Source organism: Phytoplasma sp. (assembly GCF_035187685.1).
GTDB lineage: Bacteria > Bacillota_I > Bacilli_A > Acholeplasmatales > Acholeplasmataceae > Phytoplasma.
This window is the reverse complement of record NZ_CP131022.1, coordinates 150,059-175,464: the sequence shown is the minus strand read 5'-3', so window position 1 is coordinate 175,464 and position 25,406 is coordinate 150,059. Positions and strand designations below refer to the sequence as shown.

Annotated in this window: 18 protein-coding genes; 8 read left to right on the top strand and 10 right to left on the bottom strand. The window is 21.6% G+C overall.

All coding sequences use genetic code 11. The features are described from left to right. Window positions 1-153: 153 nt before the first annotated feature. The 7 genes from Q2306_RS00730 to Q2306_RS00700 all read left to right on the top strand — a co-directional run bounded on the left by Q2306_RS00730 (window position 154) and on the right by Q2306_RS00700 (window position 9,809). Entirely contained in the window at window positions 154-4,674 is a 4,521-nt protein-coding gene (locus Q2306_RS00730) for an AAA family ATPase (RefSeq protein WP_323847839.1), read from the top strand. Window positions 4,675-5,054: 380 nt separating this feature from the next. After that, window positions 5,055-5,351 carry a hypothetical protein gene (locus Q2306_RS00725; protein WP_323847838.1) on the top strand — a complete coding sequence of 99 codons (297 nt, stop codon included), beginning with the start codon at window positions 5,055-5,057 and terminating at the stop codon, window positions 5,349-5,351. Between the two features lie 160 nt (window positions 5,352-5,511). Next, a complete protein-coding gene (locus Q2306_RS00720) occupies window positions 5,512-6,933 on the top strand; it encodes a DEAD/DEAH box helicase (RefSeq protein WP_323847837.1) in 1,422 nt (473 codons plus the stop codon). 16 nt (window positions 6,934-6,949) lie between these two features. Then, on the top strand, window positions 6,950-7,978 hold the full coding sequence (plsX, locus tag Q2306_RS00715) for a phosphate acyltransferase PlsX (protein ID WP_323847836.1): 1,029 nt from the start codon (window positions 6,950-6,952) through the stop codon (window positions 7,976-7,978). Between the two features lie 8 nt (window positions 7,979-7,986). After that, window positions 7,987-8,685 (top strand): ribonuclease III, encoded by a 699-nt coding sequence (rnc, locus tag Q2306_RS00710; RefSeq protein ID WP_323847835.1) that lies wholly within the window; start codon window positions 7,987-7,989, stop codon window positions 8,683-8,685. Further along, window positions 8,666-9,280: a DnaD domain protein gene (locus Q2306_RS00705; RefSeq protein WP_323847834.1), complete on the top strand. Its 615-nt coding sequence runs from the start codon at window positions 8,666-8,668 to the stop codon at window positions 9,278-9,280. The genes rnc and Q2306_RS00705 overlap by 20 nt, the downstream gene beginning before the upstream one ends. A 121-nt stretch (window positions 9,281-9,401) precedes the next feature. Beyond that, window positions 9,402-9,809 (top strand): hypothetical protein, encoded by a 408-nt coding sequence (locus Q2306_RS00700; RefSeq protein ID WP_323847833.1) that lies wholly within the window; start codon window positions 9,402-9,404, stop codon window positions 9,807-9,809. Between the two features lie 58 nt (window positions 9,810-9,867). Here the strand turns inward: Q2306_RS00700 and Q2306_RS00695 are convergent, their stop codons facing one another. The 10 genes from Q2306_RS00695 to Q2306_RS00650 form a co-directional block, all read right to left on the bottom strand. After that, complete coding sequence (locus Q2306_RS00695) at window positions 9,868-11,493, bottom strand: CTP synthase (RefSeq protein WP_323847832.1); 1,626 nt, start codon at window positions 11,491-11,493, stop codon at window positions 9,868-9,870. 56 nt (window positions 11,494-11,549) lie between these two features. Further along, on the bottom strand, window positions 11,550-12,404 hold the full coding sequence (locus Q2306_RS00690) for a phosphatidylserine decarboxylase (RefSeq protein WP_323847831.1): 855 nt from the start codon (window positions 12,402-12,404) through the stop codon (window positions 11,550-11,552). A 22-nt stretch (window positions 12,405-12,426) separates the two neighbouring features. Beyond that, complete coding sequence (locus tag Q2306_RS00685) at window positions 12,427-13,140, bottom strand: CDP-alcohol phosphatidyltransferase family protein (RefSeq protein ID WP_323847830.1); 714 nt, start codon at window positions 13,138-13,140, stop codon at window positions 12,427-12,429. A 41-nt stretch (window positions 13,141-13,181) separates the two neighbouring features. Next, window positions 13,182-13,733, bottom strand: coding sequence for a DNA-directed RNA polymerase subunit delta (gene rpoE / locus Q2306_RS00680; RefSeq protein ID WP_323847829.1), 552 nt, complete (start codon window positions 13,731-13,733; stop codon window positions 13,182-13,184). 84 nt (window positions 13,734-13,817) lie between these two features. Beyond that, complete coding sequence (locus Q2306_RS00675) at window positions 13,818-14,096, bottom strand: YbaB/EbfC family nucleoid-associated protein (RefSeq protein ID WP_323847828.1); 279 nt, start codon at window positions 14,094-14,096, stop codon at window positions 13,818-13,820. A gap of 16 nt (window positions 14,097-14,112) precedes the next feature. After that, window positions 14,113-15,840, bottom strand: a complete 1,728-nt coding sequence (gene dnaX, locus Q2306_RS00670) for a DNA polymerase III subunit gamma/tau (protein ID WP_323847827.1) — start codon at window positions 15,838-15,840, stop codon at window positions 14,113-14,115. A 74-nt stretch (window positions 15,841-15,914) separates the two neighbouring features. Then, window positions 15,915-17,246 carry a metallopeptidase TldD-related protein gene (locus tag Q2306_RS00665; protein ID WP_323847826.1) on the bottom strand — a complete coding sequence of 444 codons (1,332 nt, stop codon included), beginning with the start codon at window positions 17,244-17,246 and terminating at the stop codon, window positions 15,915-15,917. Then, window positions 17,243-18,628: a TldD/PmbA family protein gene (locus tag Q2306_RS00660; RefSeq protein ID WP_323847825.1), complete on the bottom strand. Its 1,386-nt coding sequence runs from the start codon at window positions 18,626-18,628 to the stop codon at window positions 17,243-17,245. The genes Q2306_RS00665 and Q2306_RS00660 overlap by 4 nt, the downstream gene beginning before the upstream one ends. Window positions 18,629-18,845: 217 nt before the next feature. Beyond that, a complete protein-coding gene (locus tag Q2306_RS00655) occupies window positions 18,846-20,504 on the bottom strand; it encodes a DEAD/DEAH box helicase (protein WP_323847824.1) in 1,659 nt (552 codons plus the stop codon). A gap of 1,962 nt (window positions 20,505-22,466) precedes the next feature. Beyond that, window positions 22,467-23,060: a hypothetical protein gene (locus tag Q2306_RS00650; protein WP_323847823.1), complete on the bottom strand. Its 594-nt coding sequence runs from the start codon at window positions 23,058-23,060 to the stop codon at window positions 22,467-22,469. 1,952 nt (window positions 23,061-25,012) lie between these two features. On the opposite strand from Q2306_RS00650, the gene Q2306_RS00645 reads away from it, so the two are divergent. After that, a complete protein-coding gene (locus tag Q2306_RS00645) occupies window positions 25,013-25,168 on the top strand; it encodes a hypothetical protein (RefSeq protein WP_323847822.1) in 156 nt (51 codons plus the stop codon). Window positions 25,169-25,406 lie beyond the last annotated feature (238 nt).

Genomic DNA, 25,406 nt, shown 5'->3' with positions numbered 1-25,406 from the left:
ATCTATCACGATAATTTAATAGATGAATTTCCGTTTCAAATAGAACAGACCATTGATAAAAGCGAATATGTTTTTGTTTTTATTGCAAATTCTGCAGATTTTATAAACTATAACAAATATCTTAATGATAAAAAAAATAATTTTAAATCAAACATGGGACGAAGTTGGTTAGGATGGAAGCCTGCCAATATTAATTGTTACTCAAAAAAAACAGTTGAATTTTTTGTAAATACTTTCGAAGAAATTATGATACTAGAAGAATATAAACAAACAAATTTTCAACAAATACAAAATTTAAATCAAATAGAACAACAAATAGAATATTTAAATAAACAAATAAGTAATTATAATTTAATATTTAACAAACAAACAAAAATTATCCAAGAACAAAATACAGAAATCGTAAATTTACAAAATATAATTATTCAAAACCAAAATAATATGAATTCATTAAAAGAGAAAATACAAAATTTACAGGCAGATTTGATGGAAAAAAATAGATCATTAGATCAAAATCTTGAGTTATCTAGAGAACAAAAACAAAGTCTAAAAAATAATATCTTATCTTTGCAAGGCCAAATAAAAAATGTAAGACAACAATTATCGAACCAAGAATTATTTATTGATGAAAAAGAGGCACAAATTCAAAATTTAATAATTCAATTACAAGAAAAAAATCAAAACATTATTGAAATGCAAGGATTAAAAACTCAAGAAAAAAAAACTTATCAACAAAATATCCAACAAAAAATTGAACAACTAAATCAATTAAAACAAGATATACAATCGTATCAACAAAATATCGATAAATTAAGTATAACTAACGAAGAACAAATACAATTATTAAGCAAAAAAGAAGCTAAAATTCAAAATTTACACCAAAATGTTGAAAATAATAAAAAACAAATTAATCTTTTAAATAAACAAATACAAGAAATAAATAAAAAATTAGTAGAAAAAAACGAAGAAATAAAAAAAAACAAATCCCATTTAAAATTGACTAAGCAAAATTTAAATTTAGAGCTTCAAGGTTTGAAAGATAGCAAAAAAGAATTACAAAAAAAATTAAATACTCAAGAATTTATTTTAATCAATAATCAAGATAAAATTAACAATTTAATGCTTCAATTGGAAATTAAAAACCAAGAGATTGCAAACATAACAAATTTAAATCAAATAGAAAAAAACACATTACAAAACCAAATAAAAGATAAAATGCAAAATTTAGAAAAAATGCAAGAAGAATTAAATATATCTCGTAAAAATATTATCGAATTAACAGAAACTATCGAAGAACAACAAAATATTATTGATACACAAAATGAAGCAATTACAAATTTAAACGAAAATATTGCAATAAAAAATAACATCATAAATTCTTTAAGTGACAAAATAACAACAATTGAAACAGAGTTAACCAACAAGCAACAAGAACTTTTAACAAATGCATTTTTATCAGAAAAAGACAAAAATTTATTAAAAAAAGAAATTGATTCAAAAACAATATCAATAAATAAATTAAAAGAAAAATTATATTCTAAAGAAAACTTTATAACTGAAGCAAAAAAAGAAATTGAAAATTTACAAAATAAATTAGACCAACAAGAAGAAAAAATTATTACAATGAATAAGTTAAACGAACAAGAAAAAAATGAATTAAAAACAAATATACAATCAAAAACAGAACTTCTAGCCAGTCTAGAAAATGATTTAAATGAAAATCAACAAAAAATAGATCAATTTAAACAAACTATCAAAGAACAACAAAATATTATCACAAAAAAACAAGAAGAAATTGAAAATTTAGACCAAAATATTAAACAAAAAAACTCCGATATTATTTCATTAGGAAAAGAAATAAAAAAAATAAGTTTGGAATTAAATAAAAAAACAGAAGAATTATTACAAAACAAATTATTAACCAACGAACAAAAAAGAATTTTAAATGAAGAAATAAAAAATTCCAAAAAAGAAATTGACAATTTAAAAGCAAAAACAAAACAAAAAGAAAATTTTATATCTCGAGCTGAACAAAAAATTGAAAATTTAGAAAACAAATTGACACAACAAACAAACAAAATAGCATATAGTAAACTTTTAAATGAAAACGACAAATTCATATTAAGAAGTAACATTAATAATCAATTTATGTCTTTGAACCGCCTAAAAACAAAATTAGAGAAATATAGAACAGATATAGAAAAGCATCTGGACAACACTCAAATATTTAATAATTTCGTTTTAAAAGTGATGGACCATTCAGACTCTATTCACGAAAAAGCTTTAAATTTTATAAAAGAAACTATAAAACAAAAAGAATCTCAAAACACGCTTGAATTAGAAAGTGCTAAAAACTTCTTAAAAAAAACAGATAAATTGCCTACTTTTGAAGAAGTTATAGGAAATAAAGAAGTAAAAGAACAATTAAAAGAAAGTGTATTACAATTAAAAAATTTAAATTTATATAAACATATGGGTTCAGATACATCACCTAAAGGTATTTTATTATATGGACCGCCCGGCACAGGAAAAACTTTTTTAGCAAATGCTTTTGCTAGAGAATCTGGATTACCTTTTTTCTCTATAACATCATCAGATTTTTCTCACAAATATGTAGGAGAATCTCCAAAATTAATTAAAAATCTTTTTGAAGAGGCTAGAAAACAATCTCCGAGTGTTATTTTAATAGATGAGTGTGAAGTAGCATTTAGAAAACGTAATAGTGAAGGTTTAAATTCTGATCATGGGAATGTTATTACAGCTTTTTTATCACAAATGGAAGGTATTTATACAGATCCACAAAAACCAGTTTTTGTTATAGCAACCACTAATTTCAAAGATGATATTGATGATTCTATTTTAAGTCGTTTTAATAAATTAATTGAAGTGGATTTTTGGGTAGAAAAAGATATAATTATGTTTCTTGATGTAATGTCTAAAAAATATAATTTAGATATCAGAAGTTATAAATATTTAGAACAAATTTCAAAACAAATAATAAATTCACCAAAAAAAGAATTAAGAACTCCTAGAAAAATAATAGAACTTTTTGATCAAGCTACCTCAATTGCTGTTACAAAGCACGAACATTTAAATATTATGCCAATAGATTTACAATTATCATTAGATAGAATCGCACAAAATAAGAATATTATTGATTGGGATTCTCACGAACATAAAAAACATGACAAAGATGAATTATTTAAAACAACCAAATTTAAAAACACTGCTATAAAACATCTATTTTTAGATAGTATTTTTATGCCTAACGAAAAACAATATTTTCAATTAATCCAAAACGGTTATAATAAAAACAAAAAATTTGTCTACAACGTAAATAATCCAGAAAAAATATTAGAAATAGAAATCGATCAAACCAATTTAGAAAAAATAAATAATTTTTATTCTTCCCCAAACCCCTTGCCTGATGATTTATTAGGATTTTATTTTGAAACAAATGATAAAAGCAAAAAAATAAAAGAAATAAAAAATATTTATAACTTAGAAAGCATTTTACACGAAGGAGTAAAAGCAAAAGCAAAAAAAATTTATTTTATATGGAATATAGAAAAAAGAAAATATAACAAACAAAAAATGGAACAATTATTAATTAAATACAAAAATAAATTTAATTTTTTACAATCAGATAATTTTTTACACAATAAATTGTTAGAAATAATTGAAATTAGTGAAAATAACGAAATAGACATCGAAAAAGAAATATTACAATATATAGAAGAAACAAAAGAAAAATTAATTGATGATATTTATGATAAAATAAAACAAGATAATGAAGTAAAAAATGAAGAAAATTATTTACACACTAAAAAAGAAATCCGAAAAAAAATAAATGAAATATTTAATCAAAATGATGTTTTTAAATCTTTAACAGACATCAAAACAGAAATTATCTTTGATATCAAACGTAAAATAAAAAAAAATAAACATGATTTCTTAAAAGAAACAATCGAACAATTTATAAACGAAATAACATTCAATAACAAAATATTTAATAATACAGAAATAAGAACAATAAAAGAAAAAATGATCGAAAATATTTATAATTATTTCGTAACAAAAGAATATTATTCTTTAGAAGATATTCAAAATAAAATAAACGAAATAAAAAAAACACACACTGAATCACTGTTTGAAACAAAATGGACTCAAATATTACAGCAATTAAATATTAAATATAATTTGGACAAAGATAAAATAATAAAAACATTAGAAAAAATAACAAAAACAAAATTATTTTATTCTAATATCAAATTAAATCAGATAATAGAATTTCTAAATGAAGAAGCTGAAAAACAAATTCAAATTTTAGAAAATAATTTAAATAATAAGATCTTAGAAAATATAAATAGATATATATTATTAGATAAAGATATACATCAACGATTCTCTAATCAAGAAATAGAATTAATAAATAAAGGAGCTTTTTTGATCGCTAAAGACGAATTAAAAAAAGAAAACATACAAGAAGATGAAATATATGAAAAAATAAAGTATTTCATTAAAAATTATAAAATGAATACAACAAAATCTGACAATGTTAAAGATATATTTACTATCTTTATAGACAATTTTTATTGGTTAAAATTTGTATTAATTATATTTTTTTGCAAATACTTTTTCCAATCTAAAAAATCGAATAAAAAAGATATTTAATTATACAAATTTATTTTTTTCTTAACTCAATAAATACAAAAAAGATACTTTGGTATAAAGTATCTTTTTTTATTAAAAAAATATTAACAAAATAATAAAAAAAATTAAAAAATCAAAATTTATTTTATAATTTTATCACATTTAAATGTTTTCTTACAAATAAATAAATTTATCAAAAAGCTAAGAAAATAAAAATTTAAAATATGTTATAATTTAAGAGAAATTGAAATTATTTTTATTGCACATTTAATATTAATTTTATAAAAATTTTCAGAAATTTTTAAAAAATTAATATTAAAATAACAGTAAACATTAATTGCTATAATAAATAAATATTATTGAATTAATTATTTCTTAAAACAATCATAAACGAGGTCATAATGATAAATAACTTAGACAACATCTTTAAAGAATCTAATTTATATACTAAATTAATCAAAAATAATATAAACAATATAAAAGAATTGATTTTAAAAAAACCTAAAAAATATCAAAATTTTATTTTATCTAAATTAGACAAAATAGAAAATAAAGACAAACTAAATTTATATGGAATAATAAAACAAGAACTTATTACTGTAAATAATTTTTTTAAAAAAAATATTAAAATGTTTCAAATATTAACAAGTCAAAATATTACTTTAAAAGTAATTATTTTTAATAATTTTTTTTTCTAAATTTTTAAAAATAAATCAAAAAATTTTTATTAAAGGCACATATTATACTAAATATAACGCAATCATAGCTTCTTTTTTATCTTGTGAACTTAATCTAGAAAATAAAATCAAACCTATTTATCAAATAAAAAATATTAAGGACGAATCAATACATGAATTAATGCAAAAAATTTTTCAACATCCTAATTTGGACATAGAAGAAAATTTAGATGAAAAACTTTTAAAAAAATATAATTTAATAAATAGAAAACAAGCTTTACAAAATTTACATCTACCTCAAAATAAACAAATGTTAGATAAAGCTATTCAAAGATTTAAATACGAAGAAGCTTTGATTATAATTAAAAAATGGTGTCAAATACAACAATTGCCTTTTAAACAACCTTTAAAATGTAATATAAGTTATGTGAAACAAATGATTCAAGAAATCCCTTTTATATTAAATTTAAATCAAAAAAAAATAGTAAATGAAATATATTCCGATTTTAAAAAAAATCATCCTACTCAAAGATTAATTCAAGGAGATGTTGGTACTGGCAAAACTATTACAGTTTTTATAGCTTCTTTAGGTATAATTAGTTTAAATAAACAAGTTTTAATGATGGCTCCTACAGAAATTTTAGCTAAACAACATTATCTAAATTTTAAAAAACTTTTTCCAAAAATCGAAACCATTATTTTAACTTCTAAAAGCAAAAAAAAGAAATTATATCAAGAAGAAATAAAAAACAATAAATATAAAATGATTTTTGGCACTCATTTATTAGCTAACATAGATTTTTTTCAATTAGGGCTTATTATTATCGATGAAACACATAAATTTGGCACAGACATTAAAAATAAAACTATTTCACAAAATGAAACATCAGATATCTTATATTTAACAGCGACCCCTATCCCTAAAACTTTGGCTCTTATTTACTCAGGTTTATTAAAAATTTCTTTATTAACTGAAAAACCTCATTCCAAAGGAAATATTATTACAAAAAAATGCTCTTTTAACATGATTGCTACCATTTTAAAACAAAATCAATACCGTGACGAACAAAGTTATATTATAGTTCCTGCTATCAAAGATAATAAAAAATATTTTAATATCGAAAATATAACTGTTTTTTTAGAACAAGCCAAATTAGAACATATTTATGTTTTACATGGCAAAAAAACAACAGAACAACAAGAAGAAACTATCTCAAAATTTATATCAGACCAAAAAGGAATTTTATTAACAACTTCTATCATTGAAGTAGGAATTGATATTAAAAATGCTACAACTATTATTATTTTGGGAGCAGAATATTTTGGATTAAGTCAATTGCATCAACTAAGAGGTAGAGTAGGTAGAAATAATAAACAAAATTATTGTTATTTAGTTTATAACAAAGATAATGAACGTTTAAAAATATTAGAAAAAGAAAACGATGTTATTACATTAAGCAATTTCGATCTTTATAAAAGAGGACCAGGAGATTTATTAGGCAAACAACAAAGTGGCTTTTTTAAATGTCAATTTTTAAACATAATAAAAGATTACTCGATAATAAATCAAATTAAAAAAGATTTCGGAAATTCAAAAAATTAAAAAGGTGTATGCAAAAATGATTAAATTAGCTATAGATGCCATGGGGGGGGATTTAGCCCCTGAGATAACAATTAAAGGAAGTCTAATGGCTTTATCTAAAGAAGAAAATTTATATATTTATTTATATGGTGACAAAGATAAAATAAATTATATAATAAAAAATAAAATTTCTTCTTCTTATTATAAATCAGTTGAAAAAAGAATAAATATTATTCATACTCCGTTTTTTTTAAAAATGAACATTAAAAACACAAGAGAAGAATTAAGAGATAATCCTGCCAATTCTCTTTTTTTAGCTATAAAAGCAGTTCAACAAAATAAAGTAGACGGAGTTATTTCGGCAGGACCAACTCAAGCTTTAGTTTTATCAAGTTTTTTAATAATAAAAACTATTAATTCTGTTTCAAGAATAGCTTTGGCACCTATTTTTAATTCTATAGAAAATAGGAAAAGAATTTTGATAGATGCAGGAGCTAATATAGAAATTGAACCAGAAAATTTATTAAATTTTGCTATTTACGCTTCTTTAGCAGCAAAAGAATTATTAAAAATTGATAAACCTATAGTAAAATTATTAAATATAGGTATAGAAAAAGATAAAGGTAGAGCTTTTGAAAGACAAGTTTATAATTTATTAGAAAAAAATGAAAAAATAATTTTTAAAGGGAACGAAGAGTCTAAAAATATTTTCAATACTGAAGCAGATATTTTACTAAGCGATGGATTTACATCTAACATGGTTTTAAAAAGTTATGAGGGGGCATTTCAAAATGTTTTTTCTTCTGTCAAACAAATTTTGACTGATAATTGGTTTAAAAAAATTGTAAGTAAAATTTTATTTCAGAAAAAATTCAAGCAAATTAAAAAAAACTTAGATGTTAAAGAAATAGGCGGCGCTATATTGTTAGGTTTAAATAAAATTGTAATAAAAGCTCATGGTAACTCCGATGATTATGCTTTTTATAAAGCAATACTTCAAGCCAAAATTTTAATTGAAACAAATTTTTTAAATAAAATTTCTCAAAATAACATAAAAAAGAGTTAATAATTATCATGTATTTAAAAAAATTATTCAAAAGATTAAATATAAAACCTAAAAACATTAAATTATATATAAATGCTTTAACACATAGTTCTTATGCTAATGAACATCATTTTCGTAAAAATAATAATGAAAGATTAGAATTTTTAGGAGACTCAGTTATTAATTTTTTAATGGCTAGTTATTTATATAGAAAAAATAAAGATAACGAAGGCATTATGACTAAAAAAAGAGCTCAAGCAGTTTGCATCGATTCTTTATTAATTTATGCCAAAGAAATAGAATTGAAAAATTATATTTTATTAGGCAAGGGAGAAAAGAAAAGATATGATAATAATTATTCTATTATAGCTGATGCTTTTGAAGCTTTATTTGGAGCTATTTACTTAGATTTAGGATATATTCAAGCTAAAAAAGCTTTTCAACATATTGTATTACCTTATTTACAAAAAATCATCAATATTATTGATTTTAAAACTCAACTACAAGAATTAATTCAAACTAATAAGCAAAATATTTGTTATAAAATAATTTCTGAAAAAGGTTTGGCACATGAAAAAGAATTTATAGCTGAAGTTTATTTAGAAAATCAATTTTTAGGAAGAGGGACAGGGAAAACTAAAAAAGCTTCTGAACAAAAAGCAGCAGAACAAGCTTTAATCAAAATTAATAAAGAAAAGGATAAAAAAGATGTTTCAAATTCTTTATGAAAAAGGTTTTTTGAATATTGAAAAAATGTTAATTAAAGAATATCATAAAATAAATTTAAAATTTCAAGAAGCAATGATTTTAATCTTGTTATTTGATTGTCATGAAAACAAAAATTTTTCTTCTTTATTTTTAGCAAAAAAAGCTAATATATCTAAAAATGAAGTGGAAAATATTTTAGAAGAATTAATTCAAAAAGAATTTTTCACTTTATCTGAAGATACTGAAGATAATAAAATAATAGAAGTTTTTAATTTAGATAATACTTTTCATAAATTAGAACAATTTTATTTAGAGAAAAAAAAGAACGCTCAATTAAAAAAACAAAACAAATATATCACTGAAACTATAGAAAAAATAGAACAATTAAAAGGTAATATTTTAGTATCATATGAATTAGAAATAATTAAAGCATGGTATTTAGAAAAAAATTATTCTGATTCTGACATAAAAAAAGCTATAAACGTAGCATCCATAAATAAAAAAAAATCTATTTATTATATAGAAAGAATTCTAAATCATAAAAATAGTTTAAAAATAGAAAATGATGATAAAGCAGATCAAATTCTTAATAAAATTTTTAACAAAATTAAATAATGTATTGAGACAAATATACTTAAAATTATGTTATAATAAAAGTATTGAATCTAGAAAAAAGATTTAATAAGTTCTAACTTATTTGACAAATTAGAATAAATCTTAAAGAGAGGATAAAAAAATGCAAATTAAAGAAAGTTTCTTAAAAACTCAAAAAGGTAAAGTAATTGTTGGTATTTCTGTTGCTTTAGGAGCAATCTTATTAACACTATTAGTGATGGCTATATTTGGATGGGGTTTATTTGCAAAAACTACTAAAACAACTGTAGAAAATAAAGCAAAAGCATTTGAAACAGAAATGGATAAAGAAAAACCAAATTCTGAAAATTTAAATAAAATATTAGATGAATTAAAAACTTTAAAAAATAAAAACAACTCAGTTTCAGAAACAACTAAGCAAAAAATTGACAATTTAAAAAAAGAAATAACAAAAAATAAAGACACAGCAGCTGACTTAAAAAATTCAAAAGATGAAATAAATGAAATTAAAACTTCAATTATAACTGATTTAAAGTTCGATGAAAAATAATTAAGTTAAAAGACAAAAAAATTAATAAAAAAAATTCGATGATATCATCGAATTTTTTTTATTTTAAATTTAAAAAATATTGTAAAGATGTATTTATAAAATCTTTAAATAAAGGATGAGGTTTAAAAGGTCTTGAAACGAATTCAGAATGAAATTGCACTCCTATAAACCAAATATGATTGTTTAATTCTATAATCTCAGGCAATTGCTCTTGTTCATTAGTCCCTGAGATAATAAAATTACCATCATTAAAAAAAGAAATATATTCAGAATTCATCTCATAACGATGTCTATGTCTTTCATTAATAAATTCTTTTTGAAAAATTTCATAACTTTTAGTATTCTTTTTTAAACGACATGAATAAGAACCTAATCTCAATGTTCCACCTAAAATAGAATTTTTGATTTTTGGTATTATAACAGGTATTGGAGTATTAACATCAAATTCTACAGAATTAGCATTTTCTAATTTTAAAACATTTCTAGCATATTCAATAATCATTAATTGCATACCTAAACAAATACCAAAAATAGGAATATTATTAACACGAGCATAATTAATAGCTTTTATTTTTCCTTGAAAAGCTCTTGAACCAAAACCACCAGGAATTATAATGCCATGACATTTTTTTAACAAAAAAACAACATTTGAATCATTAACATGTTCTGCATCGATCCATATGATTTCTATATCAGTATCATTATAATAAGAAGCATGTTTTAAAGCTTCTATAATGGATAAATAAGAATCTTTAACAGAAATATATTTACCAACTAAACCAATATTAATTTTGGTATTTAAATTTTTGATTTTATGAATTAAATTTATCCAAGAAGATATATCTGATTTTTTCAAATTATTAATTTTAAAATGTTCTAATATAAAATCATCTATTTTTTGTTTATTTAAATTCACAATAATTTGATACAAAATGTCAACATCAATATTTTCAAAAATAGCATTTTCTTGAACATCACACAAAATAGAAATTTTTTTTTTCATTTCAGAAGAAATAGATTTTTCGCTACGTAAAATTAAAATTTGAGGTTGAATACCTAAAGATCTTAATTCTTTAACACTATGTTGAGTAGGTTTAGTTTTAGTTTCATTAGAAATTTTTAAATAAGGAATTAGAGTATTGTGAATATACAAAGTATTATGAAAACCTAAATCATAACGAACTTGTCTAATAGATTCTAAAAAAGGTAAAGATTCCATATCTCCAACTGTTCCTCCAATTTCTACAATAACAACATCATAGTCCTTATGTATACTTTTAGTTTCTAAAATTCTTTTTTTAATTTCATTAGTGATATGAGGAATAACTTGAATAGTTTGACCTAAATATTTACCTTGTCTTTCTTGATTAATAACATCTTGATAAACTTGACCTGTAGTAACATTAGATTCTCTAGATAAATTTTCATCTAAAAATCTTTCATAATGACCTAAATCTAAATCAGTTTCAGCTCCATCCTCAGTAACAAAAACTTCACCATGTTGAGTAGGATTCATAGTACCAGAATCAACATTAATATAAGGATCTATTTTCTTCATAAATACTTTTAAACCACGTTGTTTTAAAATTTGGCCTATAGCTGCACCAATAATACCTTTGCCTAAACCAGAAACTACTCCTCCAGTTATAAAAATAAATTTCTTTTCTTTGATATTGTGAACCATTTTTAAATTTCTTTCTTCAAAAATTCTAAAAATAAAATTTATTTAAATTAAAAATATTAATTTAAATAAATTTTAGAGCCTAAACGTTCCCCTAAATTAATTTCAGTTTCTATATTTTTAAAACTATTTTCTAAAAAAACTTTATCAAAAATTACTTTATTCTTTTGAATCAATAAAACAATAGTTGATCCACCAAAAGAAAAAAAACCTTTTTCTTGTGCTTTATGAAAATTATTAATAGGATGATTATTAATTTTGCCTACTAATAAAGCGCCAACTTCAATTTGAACTATCTGACCAAAATTTTTTGTTTCTAAAATATTATATTCACGGCTATTTTCATGCAAAACATTAAAATATTTAAAAGCAATAGGATTAACTATATGAAATTTACCTTTAATTTTAACAGCAGTATCTTTTTTTTGAATTCCATCATCAACAAAAATATAACGATGGTAATTAAGAGGAGTTAACCTTATTATTAATAAATAACCTCCTGTAAACATAGAAGCTAATTTATCATCCTTTAAAAGATCCTTTAAATGATAATTTACTCCTTTAATAGAATAAATACTATTTTTTTGAATATATAAAATCATTATCCTTCCTTCAGCTGGACTAATAAAAACAGAAGATTCCTTACAAAAAGATATGTCTTTATATTGACGTATAAAAAAATCATTATAAGAAGAAAATTTTTGTTTTTTAAATAATTTTAAATCTATACTATTTTTGCGAACTAATTTTTTAATATGTATTTTAGACAAAAAAGTTCTTAAATAAATACTACATAAAAAAGTAACTGTTTTAGAAATACAAATTCTTAAAAATAATCTTTTCACAAAACTTTTATGTAAATTAGAATATAAAAATTTTTGCTTTTGACTACATTCATCTTTTGGATAATCCACACTCAACTAAAATCTTTCTTTTCTAAGTTGATTTTTTTAATATTATTAAACTAAATATCAATAAACAAAATAGTAATAATGAAAAAATAAAAAAAAATATACTTTTAGATTTTTTAAATTTAATTTTATCAAAAGTAAATAAAAAAGAAAATAAAATAATAAAAAACAAATATATTTTGCCAAATAATCGTTTCAATGTTTCTAGATCGCATATATTGTAAGATAAAAATATATTTTGAGATAAAATTAAAAAAGGAAATATAACAGAAGATAAAGTTACTGGCAAACCAATAAAAATTTTTGATTTTGCCTTTAAATTTGGCAAATTTAAATCATTTTCTGCTAAAACATTAAAATAAGCCAATCTAATTAAAACGGCTAATATATATAAAACGCTACCAAAAACAAATAAAAAATAAAACATCTCATTTGTTTCGTTTAATTGTTGTAATAACTTAAAACCTATCAAAATAGGTAAAATACCAAAACTGATGATATCTGCTAAAGAATCTATTTGAATACCATATTTTTTTTCTTTTATAGAACGTGTTTTTTTCAAATTACTAACAAAACCATCAAACATATCGCAAATACCAGAAATTAAAATACAAATAGATGCATAATTCAAATTATTATGCATAGAACCTTTGTTAATAAGAATCAGTATACCCATCAAACCTGACAATGCATTTAAATAAGTTAAATGAACAGTATAATTATAAAAGCCTAAAAACATATAAATGTTTCCTCAATTATTAAATTTTTAATTTATAATTATCATTTATAAAAATAATCATCATATCCGTTAATATATTCTTCTTCATTTTCGTCTTCTTCTTTGTTTTTATCAACACCATTAAATTCTTCTTCTAATTTTTCATCATTATCATCTAAACGATCTAAGGGTATATCTAAAACATCTAATTCTTCTTCTAATTCTTCTTTTTCATCTTCATTATCTTTAGTTTTTTCTTTATTTAAATCAAAATCATTAAAATCTAAAACCTCTTCATCTATTTCTGTAGGAAGAAGTTTTTCATCTTCTTCAAAATATTCTTGATCTAAAAAATGCAAATTATTAGCCTTGATATTCCAAAGATCATTACCGCAAAAAATAAAAAGACCGCTTGACACGATATCTAGATATAATCGAGCACAAATCTCTTTATTATTGATATCCATTTTTTTAATTTCAAAAACTTTCTGTATTAATTCTTGAATAACCATAGGTTCTTTATTTTGAGATAAAATTCGATAAGCAATATCAATCATAGAATTTGATGGATTAATTTCTTTGTTATTATTTAACATAACCCTCTTATACCACATATCTCCTTCTGATAAAAATAAATTATTGTGGACGCTCATTAAATAAAAAATACGCAAAAAAATATTATTTATTTCTTTAAAAAATTAAAATCCATAATCTTTTGCGGCTTTTATAAATAAATCTTTAGAAGCTTTTTCTACTTGTTTTAAAACATCATTAAAAGATAACAAAATACTTTCTTGAAACAAATCTAAATTTTTAAATAAATCTAAATTTTTAATACAAACATCAACTACTTGTTTTGTACCTTGCATAACAATCACAATATCGCCTACTCTAGAAGTAAATTCTCTTAATTCTAATTGTTTTTGTTCTTTATCGATATTTTCTTGCATTTTTTTTAACTTTTCTAATATATCCATTATTTAAAATCCTCTTTTAATTAATAATTTCTAAGTTATCAGAAGCAAATAAATATCTAGCTAATTTTACAATAGTTAATTGATTTTGTTCAATATTTAAAGACGAATTTCTTTCATAAAAATCTGTTTTAAAAAGAGATAAATCCAAATCTTCTTTGTTATTAGTTTTGACAAATTTTAAATAAACAGGTTTTACTATATCTTCCCAATCATTATGTAAAATGACAAAATATTCTTTAATTAATTGTTTTTTTGTATTTAAAATTTGTTTAATTTTGGTTCTAACATCGTTTTTTAATAATTGCCTATATTCTATTTCATCTCTACATGATAAAAGAATTTCTTTATTCGAATTTATCATTAAAACTTGCGAATTATACAATAATCTCGCGATATTAGATAATTTAGGGATAGGATAATTTTCTAATTTTTTCCAACCTTTGCAAATAAAATCTTTAGCCGCAATATCATGGTAAAGTAAAATATTCTTAATATTTAATAAAATAGCTTTTTTTAATGTTGTTACATTATTTTCTTTCATGTTAGCGATTACAGCAGAAGATTGATTTTCTACAAATCTTTTTTGTTCTAATTTCCCATTAGATTGCGTTCCTGAAAAAATAATTTTATTTTCGTTTAAATTGTTTATCGTTTCACCCTTAATTTTAGCAAACAAAAAATTATTAATTTGAATAAAACCAATAATTAGTAAATTTTTCTTATATTGAGATAACGTTAAATTATTTTGTAATTCAAATAATTTTTGCAAAATTTTTTCTCTTGTTTGATAATTTAAATTGGATAAAAAAACAAAACTATCATCATTATGTTTAAAACAATGAATTATTTGTTTATGAAAAAAATCAACAAAATCAATCAAAAACAGAACATAATTTATATCAGAACTTAAGATTTGTTCTAAAAAAGAAATAAGATTTTTCATATTATTTTGGAATAAAAATTGAAATAATTTTTTAATATCTTCTTCAGAAACAATTCCTAATATTTCTAAAACATCTTTTTCTTCAATAACATTATTTTTATAAGAACTAACTTGATCTAATAAATTCAAAGCATCTCTTAAACTACCTTTAGAATACAAAGAAATCTTATATAAAGCTTCATTAGATATAGATATATTTTCAATCTGAGCAATAGATTTTAATTTATTTTGAATATCTTCAGAAGAAATATTATTCAAATAAAAATATTGAGTACGAGAGAAAAAATTTTCAGGAATTTTATGATATTCACTAGTAACCAAAATAAAAATTACATTAGAAGAAGGTTCTTCTAAAACTTTTAATAAAGCATTAAAAGCATTAGAAGATAAAACATGAACCTCATCGATAATATACACTTTATATTTCAAAAAATTAGATTTATAAAACAACTTATCTTTTAATTCTCTAATATCATCAACACCGCTATAAGAAGCGCCATCAATTTCAATAAAATCTAAAGTTTGTTTTTGATCTATAGACGAACAAAATTCACAACAATTTTCATTATTATCATTTACACAACAATCTTCTTTTTCGAGAAAATAGGCACAATTAATAGCTTTGGTGAAAACTTTAGCTAAAGTAGTTTTTCCAACTCCTTTACTACCACTAAATAAATAACAATGATGAATTTTTTGATATTTAATAGCATTTTTCAAAGTTTGTATAATAATCTTTTGACTAACTATATTTTGGAAATTTTTAGGCCTATATTTTCGATATAAAGCTATATATTTCATATCTTTTTTTATAATAAATCCTTTTATTATTTTTTATAAAAAATATTTGGAAAATAATTTAGATATTTGTTAAATTAATTTGCGCCAGCAACAGTTAAATCACCAACATAAACACTAGGGCTTCCAAAACCTGAAGTTTGAAATAATAAATCATTAGCAATATCTTTTAAATTTAATAAAATATCAAAAAAATTACCAGAAATAACAAGCATTTTTACAGGAGTAGTAATTTTACCTTGTTCTATTTTAAAACCAGAAGCTTGAACACTAAAATCTCCGCTTACATCATTAATACCTGCATGTAAGCCAATTAAATAATCAATATAAACTCCTGTTTGAATCGGTAATATCATATCTTCAAAACTTTTTTGACCTTCTTTTAAATAACAATTAGTCATCGCAATAGAATTATAAAAACTATTACCAGTAGGTTTGGTATTAAAAATAAAAGATGTTTTTAAATTATGGATAAACTGTTTAAAAATACCTTTATCGATAATCTTTTTAGTAGAACAAGGGACGCCTTCCTCATCGAATTTATATTTAAAAAAAGCTGTATCACATAAAGGTTCATCGATTAAAGTAACTTTAGATGAAGCTATTTGTTGTCCTTTTTTATCTTTTAATTTAGTTAAATTACGATAAGCATAAATGCCGCTAAAAATATTACTAAAACTATTTAAAAATTTAGCAAAAATTTTATTAGACAAAACAGTAGGATAAACTTGAGACGTTAAAGACTGTGTTGTTAATTTTTTTTCGCCTAAAAATATTATTTTTTGAGCATATTTAGATATATTAATTTGATCAAAATTTTTAACTGTAAAACTTTCGCTAATATCTTGTATTTCTTTATTTTTTTTAAAAACACAATAAACATAAAAAGTTAATGAACTAGATTCTTCTTCTAAATTTAAACCTTTAGAATTAACTATTTTATGTTTAATAAATGATTCACTATAAGACATATGTTCTATTTTATTTAACCAAAGACTCTTAGATAATTCTTTTTCTAACCGAAAAAGTAAATCATATTTTTTTTGAATATCAATTGTTGTAAAATTAAAATTAGAATTAACAACATCAGGATAAACAGAAGAGCCTTCAAAAATAAAATCTTTTTCTTTAAAATTTAAACATGATATTTGATTTTTTAATAATTGTAAAGTTTCTATCATCTTTGTTTCATCTATTTTTTCTAAATACATAGAAGATTTTTTATTTTGATATAAACCTTTAATAGTAAAAACACACATATCACTTTTAACATGTTCATGTATTTTACCGTCTTCTAAAGCAATAGACATACTTGTATTTTCATTAGTTAAAATTTCTAAAGCTTGAAATCCTTGATTTAAGGCAGTTTTAAACCATTTGTTATAATTTATATTATTGCTGCTCATCATTCTTTTTTACTTCCTCCAACAATCATTTCTTGAACTCTAATTGTTGGCTGTCCTAAATCGACAGGTACATATCCCGAAATAGAACCGCAATATCCTTGATTTAATAATAAATCGTTGCCCACACGATCTATTTTTAACAAAACATCTTGCCCTTTACCAATCAACATCATTCCTTTAACAAATTTAGTTAATTTTCCATTTTCAATTAAATATCCAGATGTAACTGAAAAGTTAAATTCTCCTGTAGCAGGTGAAACAGTTCCACCGCTAAAACTTTCAGCATAAAGACCATATTTAGTATCTTTAATAATTTGTTGAGGTTCATCTTTTCCGGCAGCAATATAAGTAGAATTCATTCTAGAAGTAGGAGAATATTTATAAGATTCTCTTCTTGACGAACCAGTTACTTTCATTTTCATTTTCAAACTATTACGATAATCTATTAAATAGTTTTTCAATATTCCATTTTCAATTAAAAGATTTTTTTGAGTTGGTTGGCCTTCATCATCGAAATTCAATTTACCAAAAGAATTGCCGATAGTACCATCATCATAAGCAGTTAAAATATCTGAAGCTATTTTTTGATTTAACTTACCACAAAAAGGTGAAAGTCCTCTAGAAATAGCAGTAGCTTCTAAAGAATGTCCACAAGCTTCATGAAAAATAACTCCACCTCCTCCGTTGCTAATAACAACAGTCATAGTTTGAGGTTTTATTTCCTCGGCTTTTAACAACATAATAACTTTTTCAGCTACTTTTTTCGCTTTAGTTTCAAAATCGATAATATCAAAAATTTCTAAACCCATAGAACGTCCTTCACTATCATAAAATTCTTCCATTTTTTGATTATCTTTAGCCACAGCCATCATATAACACATGATATAAGGTCGAGAATCTTTTTGATAAACCCCTTTAGAATTAGCAATAAAAACATTTTGTTCTTCTTCTGACAAACTAACTATACTTTGGATAATATTATCGTTATATTCTTTGATAATTTTAGATAATTTCATCATTTTACTAATTTTATTAGAAATAGACCAATTACCAAAAGGTATTTTAATATTATTATTGATTTCTCGAGATTCACCTAGCGGAATAATTGTTGTGATATCTTTACCGTTATTTTGTTTTTTTTGTTCTTCTATTAAAATCAAAATATATTTATAATCTATTTTATTAGTATAAATATAAATTTCATCTGTTTGTTTTAATAAACGAATACCTACACCGAAAACATTTGAAGTGCCATAATTAATAACTTCTTGATCAATAATCCGTAACGAATTAACTATTTTATCTTCAAAAAATAATTCAACAAAATCAAAACCTTTGTCTAATCCTTTTTGTAAAATGTCTTGAATTTCATTTTTAGATAACATAAAAAATAATTCCCTTTATTAATTAAGAAATTTCTTAATTGTTTTTTTAATTAAAAAAACAATTATTAAAACAATAATAAAGAATCTAAATCAATTATAAGTTAATATTAATCATTATAAACAATTAATATCATGTTAACTCAATTTTTAATAATTTATTATTTATATTTTGAACTCATCACGCGCTTTTAGCAATAGATTAGTTATTAAAAAAAATTTATTTCGATTGAATATGTACAAGTTTATTATCATAATAAATATTATTTTGTGACTTAATTTGTATAGCTAAATTAGAAGGAATTTCAAAAATAGTTTTATTATAAAAATGTTTTATATTCCCGATGTTTTTACTATAAATATTAAATTTTTCTCTTAATAATTTTAAAAGTAAAGAAGGATTAATTCCGTCATCCTTACCTAAGTTAATAATTAACTCTATCATCGGTTTTTTCATAATTTTATTATAACTATTATAGTTGTTATTCATTTTATTAAAATTAGATGACATATTATTTCTTGTAATATAAGAGTTTTGCAAATTATCATTTTTAAACATTTTAGGTTCTGCTATGTATTCATAATTTTTATTTTGAGGCGCTAAATGTTGCAACAAAGCAGAAATAATTTCTTTAGAATCTTTTTTTTCTAACAATAAATCAATAAAAGTATTATCTTGTATTTTTTCTTTTTGTGGTGATTCTATTAAATGTAAAATGTTTTCTTGAAAAATTTTATTTTGTTCTTTTTGAACTTCTTCTATCGTTGGAATTCTTAAATTAGTAATTTGTTCTTTTAAATAAGCGACTAATTTTTTAAATTGAAAAACTTTTCTTAAACCAACAAAAGTATATGCTGAACCTACTTTTCCTGCTCTTCCTGTTCTACCGATTCTATGAACATAAACTTCTTCCTCGTGAGGTAAATCATAATTAATAACCATTTTAACATCAGAAATGTCTATTCCTCTAGCAGCTACATCTGTAGCAACTAAAATTTTAATATTTTTTTTTCTAAAATTATTCATAACGTGATGTCTTTGATTTTGTTTCAAATCCCCGTGAATAGCATCTACTAAAAAATCTCTTTCTTGTAAATAATTTAAAATCGTATCAACATCTTTTTTTGTATTAGCAAAAATAATCACTGAATCAGGATTTTTTTGATCTAAAAGACGAACCAAAAGTTTATGTTTATCAAATTCTTTTACAATAAAATAAAATTGTTCAATAGATTTAACAACAATTTGATCTTGTTTAACTTTAATGATTTTAGGTTTTTTTTGATACTTATAAGCTATCTCTTGAATAGAACGAGGCATCGTAGCTGAAAATAAAATTGTTTGTCTTTCTTTTGGAACATTAGACAAAATAGTTTCTACTGCTTGTTGGAAACCCATTTTTAACATTTCATCAGCTTCATCTAAAGTTAATATTTTAACTGATGATAATTCAACTTTTTTTCTTTCTAACAAGTCTATCATTCTACCTGGAGTAGCAATAATAATTTGCGGCTTTGTATCTAAATCTTGAAATTGTTTAATATAAGATTCCCCACCATAAACAACAATCGCTTTAATCGTAGAGTGAAACTTTAATAATTTTTGAATTTCCAAAAAAACTTGCAACGCTAATTCTCTAGTAGGACATAATATTAAAGATTGAACTTTTTTTATTTTTGGATCAATTTTTTCAATAATAGGGATACCAAAAGAAAAAGTTTTACCTGTTCCTGTTTGAGATTGCGCTATAATATCGTGACCTTCTATAATTTCTGGAATAACCAAGGCTTGAATCGGAGTAGGATGTAAAAAATTCAACTCCAATAAAGCATCTTCAGTTGTTTTCAATAAATTTAATTCTTTAAATAAAATACTCATTTCATTTTCCTTTATATGTATTCAAAACAAAAATATTTATTTGCGTTAAAAATTTTTTTTCACTTTATTCTACCAAATATTCAAACAAAAATGTTGCTGTTTATTCTTTATTTTAATTATATCCATAAAGAAAAAAACAAAATTGAAATAACCAACAAATTTGTTCGAAATTAAAATTTTATCATTTAAAATTGTATTCCTGAATAAAATATAATAAATTTTAAAAAAACATATTTCATTGCCACATTTAAAAAAATCAATCTAACTTATATCAAACACAATACAATATTATAATCAGAAATAATTAAAAAAAAGATCAATCTCAAATAACAAAACTATTAATAAATTTATATTTTTATATTTCTAAGTCAAATAAATACCTTTACTTAATTATACAACATTTAATAAATAAAATAAATATAAAAAAACTTCAATTTTTAATTATTTTTATTAAATTACGTTACTTGATTCAAGTACAAAAGTTTTATTAACTAAATTGAATTTTCAACTAATTTCAATTTTAAAAATAAAAAAGTTCTCATGATATGAGAACTTTTAACTGTTGAAAACAAATTATTTTTTTAACAAAATAATAATATAAAATAAAAAAAATGAATTCAAAAAATATACAAAAGTAATAAAAATAAAATTATACAAAAAAATAAAAAACATCAAAAATAAATATAATCTCAACTAATGAATTCAAATTAATATCAGTTATCAATTTAATTTTAAACATAAACTGAAACAAAATATTTAATATAAAAAATTGTAAAAATAATTCTAAAAGCTTTGCTATTTTATATTCTTTTATCTAGCTTTTTTCTATTTATAAACCTGATATATTTGTGTTTTTCATTTTCTTTAGGTTTTTTAAAATAAGTTTTTTAAATAAAATAAAATATTTTTTTTATTAAAAATACATATAATATGTCTATGTATCACAGAATAAACTATGCATTAATATGCAAGGAATAAGATGTGGAAGCGCTGGTAATATACTAATAAAAAAATTATAACCAAAATCAATTTCGGAATACTTTTTCAACATAATATAAAACTTTAGAATTTTTATCTATTTTAATAAATGAATAATAACCGTATATTGATAAAATAAAATAAAGAAATCCAAAATATTAAAAAACAACGTAAAAAAATTTTATCTTCATTTATTTATTTTTTAACATTTTTATCCAATTATGATTTAAAAACAAAAAAACATTATTTAACGACTACTTTGATTTTAGTTATTTCAAAAAATTACCAATCAAACAAATTTGAAATTTTTTTCGCTATATAATAAACTAATTCTTAACTAATTTATTCTTATATTTTATCTATGCCCCATAATATTAGATATTAGGTATGATCCAACGTAATAATTTAATTAACTGGTATCGTTTTTCAGTTTCGAATTTTATACTTGTTTTTATTTAATTCGATGTACAAAGATTAAGTTTGTAATTTTATATAATATTTTTCAAAAAAAGAATTTATATTAATTATAATAACTATTTTTATAAAATATTTTTGTTTTTTGTATTAATTTTTTAATTTTAATTCTAAATAATTTATATTTTCTAATTTATTTGTTTCTATATTATGTTTTAACTTTTTATAATTATTTGCTTTTTCTAAATTAAGAAAATTAATTTTGTTATTTTCTGTATCTTGATTTTTTTATTCATGAGAAATAATATTGTTTTTATTAGAAAAATATCGCAAATATTTTTTCTCTTGAACAAAAAATAAATAATTAAAAATAACATAAATAGAACCCCAAAATAAAATACATACCAAAACCCAAAATCACTTAAAGATAAATTTTGACCAAAATGACAATAAGAAGCTATTATTAAAAAAAATAAAGCAACAAGAGTGATTATGATATAATATAAACTAATTTGGCCGATTTTGTTTAAATAAATTGTATTTAATGTTTTAGAGTTTTGAATAAGATTACTATTTAATAAAATTACTATTTAGTTTGTTTTTGTTAGTTTTTTGTATTAAAAATTGATTAATAGTTTGATTTAAATCTGTTTCAAAATAAGAAATGCCGATCCATCGCAAAAATTTTACATAATAAATCCACCAAATTTCATTAAAACAAAAAAAAAAAAAATGAAAAATATAGTACAATGAACGAATAATACTAGGAATGAATATACACCATTTGATAATTGGATGAGGGATAAATAAACTAATAATTGCAATAATTATAAAAATCCATTCAAACAAACGCATTGGAATTATAAAAATTCTATTATGATAAGTTTTATCAATATCAATATTGTCTAAAATTTTGGCTTTTGAACAGTCTTTATAAATAAAAGTTCTTCCTTTAACAATTTTAAACGAAATATAAAAAAATCCAAAACCTAATAAAAAAAACAAAAAAGGTATAGTTACAAATAACTCTAAAATAATTAATAAAATTATATTTTTTTCTAATTTTGTTTCTTCGGATATAACATATAAATAAATAAAAGCAAAAAAAGAAAATATTAATATTAATGAAAAAATTATTAATTTTATTTTTTTTGATATTCTCATATTTTAACACCTCTTTTTATAATTAAAATTTTTTTAATTAATTAAATAATTTATAAAAAGTATCATATAAACACCATAACCAAAATCTTTTAAAGTATTAACAGTGGTATTTTTAGTTACATCTCCAATATTATAAATCACTTTACCAGTGTTTTCAACTACATTAAGTAGATTTTCGACAGATTTAAAATCTTCTTTTTTTTAAATTTTTTTAACAGTATTTAAAATATTGGTAGGATATACTAATTACTTTTCCAAAAGTTTAAAACCTTCTAACTCTGCATGAGCTACATTTCTAACTAAAATGGGACATCATCTACTACATCAGATCCGTTCCCATAAAAAATATCTTCAACTTGACTTATAATTTTGCTAGCTGTTTCGGGGCGTTATTTGAATTTAAAAAATTTACAATAAAATCAGTTAATTTACCGCCAGAATAACTTAAAATAACCGAAATAACAAAATTTCCACCAGATATATTATTTTAATGACTTTATCACTCACTTTTTCAGCAATTTTTATTATAATATACCTGGTATAGTAAATTTTTTTAATAAATTGGATTTAATCAATTCAAAAACAATATTATCATTCCAAGAATTTTTTTACTTTAAACAAATCATTTTCAATAGCAAGGTTTTTATCAATAATGAATTTCCAGAAACAATACATATGTAGAGAACCGTTACCTAACATCTTAAATCTATAAAATCGTAATTTTCATCTCTACCTTTTCTTTTGTTCCGCCATATCAAAAATCAAATGCTAATAAACCGTCATCAGAATCTTTAATATACCGACATAAACTACCTGTTTTTTTCTTTGTTACAAGAAGAAGTTGAAGAAACATAACTTGAACAAGAAGGATTAATATCTTCTTTAATATAATTTAAAACATCTTCTTCATTAGAATTATGTGATCTAACGCCGCATTAATAATATTCTGTGCCTCTTTAATTTCTCTTTCCCTAAATTCATTATATCTAGAAATTCTTAGGACGCCTTCACTATAAATAATAACCATACACTTTATTATTCGATAAAAAGAATAAAATGAATAAACAAATAAAAAATTTAAAATTAAAAAAATATAAAATATAAATCAAAAATCTTTTAATTGTTTTTAACAAATTATATTTGACTATTATATTAATAAAAATTTAGTTATTGTCAGATTTATTGCCAGATAATAATTAGAGACGCAATAAATATAAATTTGTTTAATTAAATTTAAACATTTTAATTATTAAAAGTCAAATTTAAAATACAATTTTAAAAACTTAAAATATATTCAAATCAAAAAAATTTTATTCAATAAAATCAAATTTTAAATTCTTTTTCTATATAATAATTTATCAAAATAAAAAATATAATTATAGAAAAAAAATTTAATTTATTGAATCAAAACATTAATATATTCACAAAAGATCGAAAAGATACCGTATAATACAGTAATTTAACCAATTAACATGGCTGATAATGCCATAGAACATATAAAAAGAGGAAACTCCGACGGTTTCATAAACGAAAGAATATGAGATTACAGCAGTCATAAAAGCGAAATGAGACGAAGTAACTAGTCAAGAAGTTATCGCACAAGTTCAAGATTATCATGGAAAAAACCTAAGACAGTCCTAATAGAAATAAAATAGTAATTTAATAACTTAAGGAAGGCAAGTTAATGAAATCCTTCAGATTAGATGCATATTAAAGATATTGAAGTTCCAAAAAACTGAACCACCATGAAGTCACTAATTAAGTCAAATTGTTTATTAAAAAAAATAAACAGTTTGACTTTTTTCTTTTGCCGGAAATTATTTTTAAAAAATAATTTAGTTAAAAAAATTTTTTTAAATAGAAACTAAATTAAAAAGGTTTGAATATTTTCCTTTTTAATTTAGTTTGTGTGTAAAAGGATTTACACAAAAAAGGGAGTAACGAATATGAGAATGCGTACTGAAAAATATCCTAATGGCAACAAAAAGAAAGTAATTATTTTTTTGATCAACCTTGGGATTACGGTGGTTTGTTTAAAAGGCATTGTTTTACCAATTATTCACAAAATATTTGTTGTATTGATGAATATGATGACAAAGAAAAATTAATCAAAGTCACTTATTTTGATCGAGATGGTGAAACAGTAAAAACAATTCAAGAATATAAAAAAGATAAATATTACGACAAAAATATTAACTTTATACTATACTTTTAAAGTTTTTTTCTTTTTTTTGTTTTAATTATTAAATTAATTTAAAACTTTGTCAAACTCAAATTTACAAATTTTTTTAAATTCTTTTCAAAAAAAACCTTTTATGAGCTTAAAAAAAATAATTGTTAAATAAA

Coding starts and splice junctions, on each gene's coding strand:
- rnc (WP_323847835.1), top strand. CDS start 7,987: ATGTATTTAAAAAAATTATTCAAAAGATTAAATATAAAACCTAAAAAC.
- Q2306_RS00645 (WP_323847822.1), top strand. CDS start 25,013: ATGCGTACTGAAAAATATCCTAATGGCAACAAAAAGAAAGTAATTATT.
- Q2306_RS00655 (WP_323847824.1), bottom strand. CDS start 20,504: ATGAGTATTTTATTTAAAGAATTAAATTTATTGAAAACAACTGAAGAT.
- Q2306_RS00730 (WP_323847839.1), top strand. CDS start 154: ATGGGACGAAGTTGGTTAGGATGGAAGCCTGCCAATATTAATTGTTAC.
- dnaX (WP_323847827.1), bottom strand. CDS start 15,840: ATGAAATATATAGCTTTATATCGAAAATATAGGCCTAAAAATTTCCAA.
- Q2306_RS00675 (WP_323847828.1), bottom strand. CDS start 14,096: ATGGATATATTAGAAAAGTTAAAAAAAATGCAAGAAAATATCGATAAA.
- Q2306_RS00660 (WP_323847825.1), bottom strand. CDS start 18,628: ATGTTATCTAAAAATGAAATTCAAGACATTTTACAAAAAGGATTAGAC.
- Q2306_RS00650 (WP_323847823.1), bottom strand. CDS start 23,060: ATGAGAATATCAAAAAAAATAAAATTAATAATTTTTTCATTAATATTA.
- Q2306_RS00705 (WP_323847834.1), top strand. CDS start 8,666: ATGTTTCAAATTCTTTATGAAAAAGGTTTTTTGAATATTGAAAAAATG.
- Q2306_RS00695 (WP_323847832.1), bottom strand. CDS start 11,493: ATGGTTCACAATATCAAAGAAAAGAAATTTATTTTTATAACTGGAGGA.
- Q2306_RS00720 (WP_323847837.1), top strand. CDS start 5,512: ATGCAAAAAATTTTTCAACATCCTAATTTGGACATAGAAGAAAATTTA.
- Q2306_RS00685 (WP_323847830.1), bottom strand. CDS start 13,140: ATGTTTTTAGGCTTTTATAATTATACTGTTCATTTAACTTATTTAAAT.
- Q2306_RS00665 (WP_323847826.1), bottom strand. CDS start 17,246: ATGATGAGCAGCAATAATATAAATTATAACAAATGGTTTAAAACTGCC.
- plsX (WP_323847836.1), top strand. CDS start 6,950: ATGATTAAATTAGCTATAGATGCCATGGGGGGGGATTTAGCCCCTGAG.
- Q2306_RS00700 (WP_323847833.1), top strand. CDS start 9,402: ATGCAAATTAAAGAAAGTTTCTTAAAAACTCAAAAAGGTAAAGTAATT.
- rpoE (WP_323847829.1), bottom strand. CDS start 13,733: ATGTGGTATAAGAGGGTTATGTTAAATAATAACAAAGAAATTAATCCA.
- Q2306_RS00725 (WP_323847838.1), top strand. CDS start 5,055: ATGATAAATAACTTAGACAACATCTTTAAAGAATCTAATTTATATACT.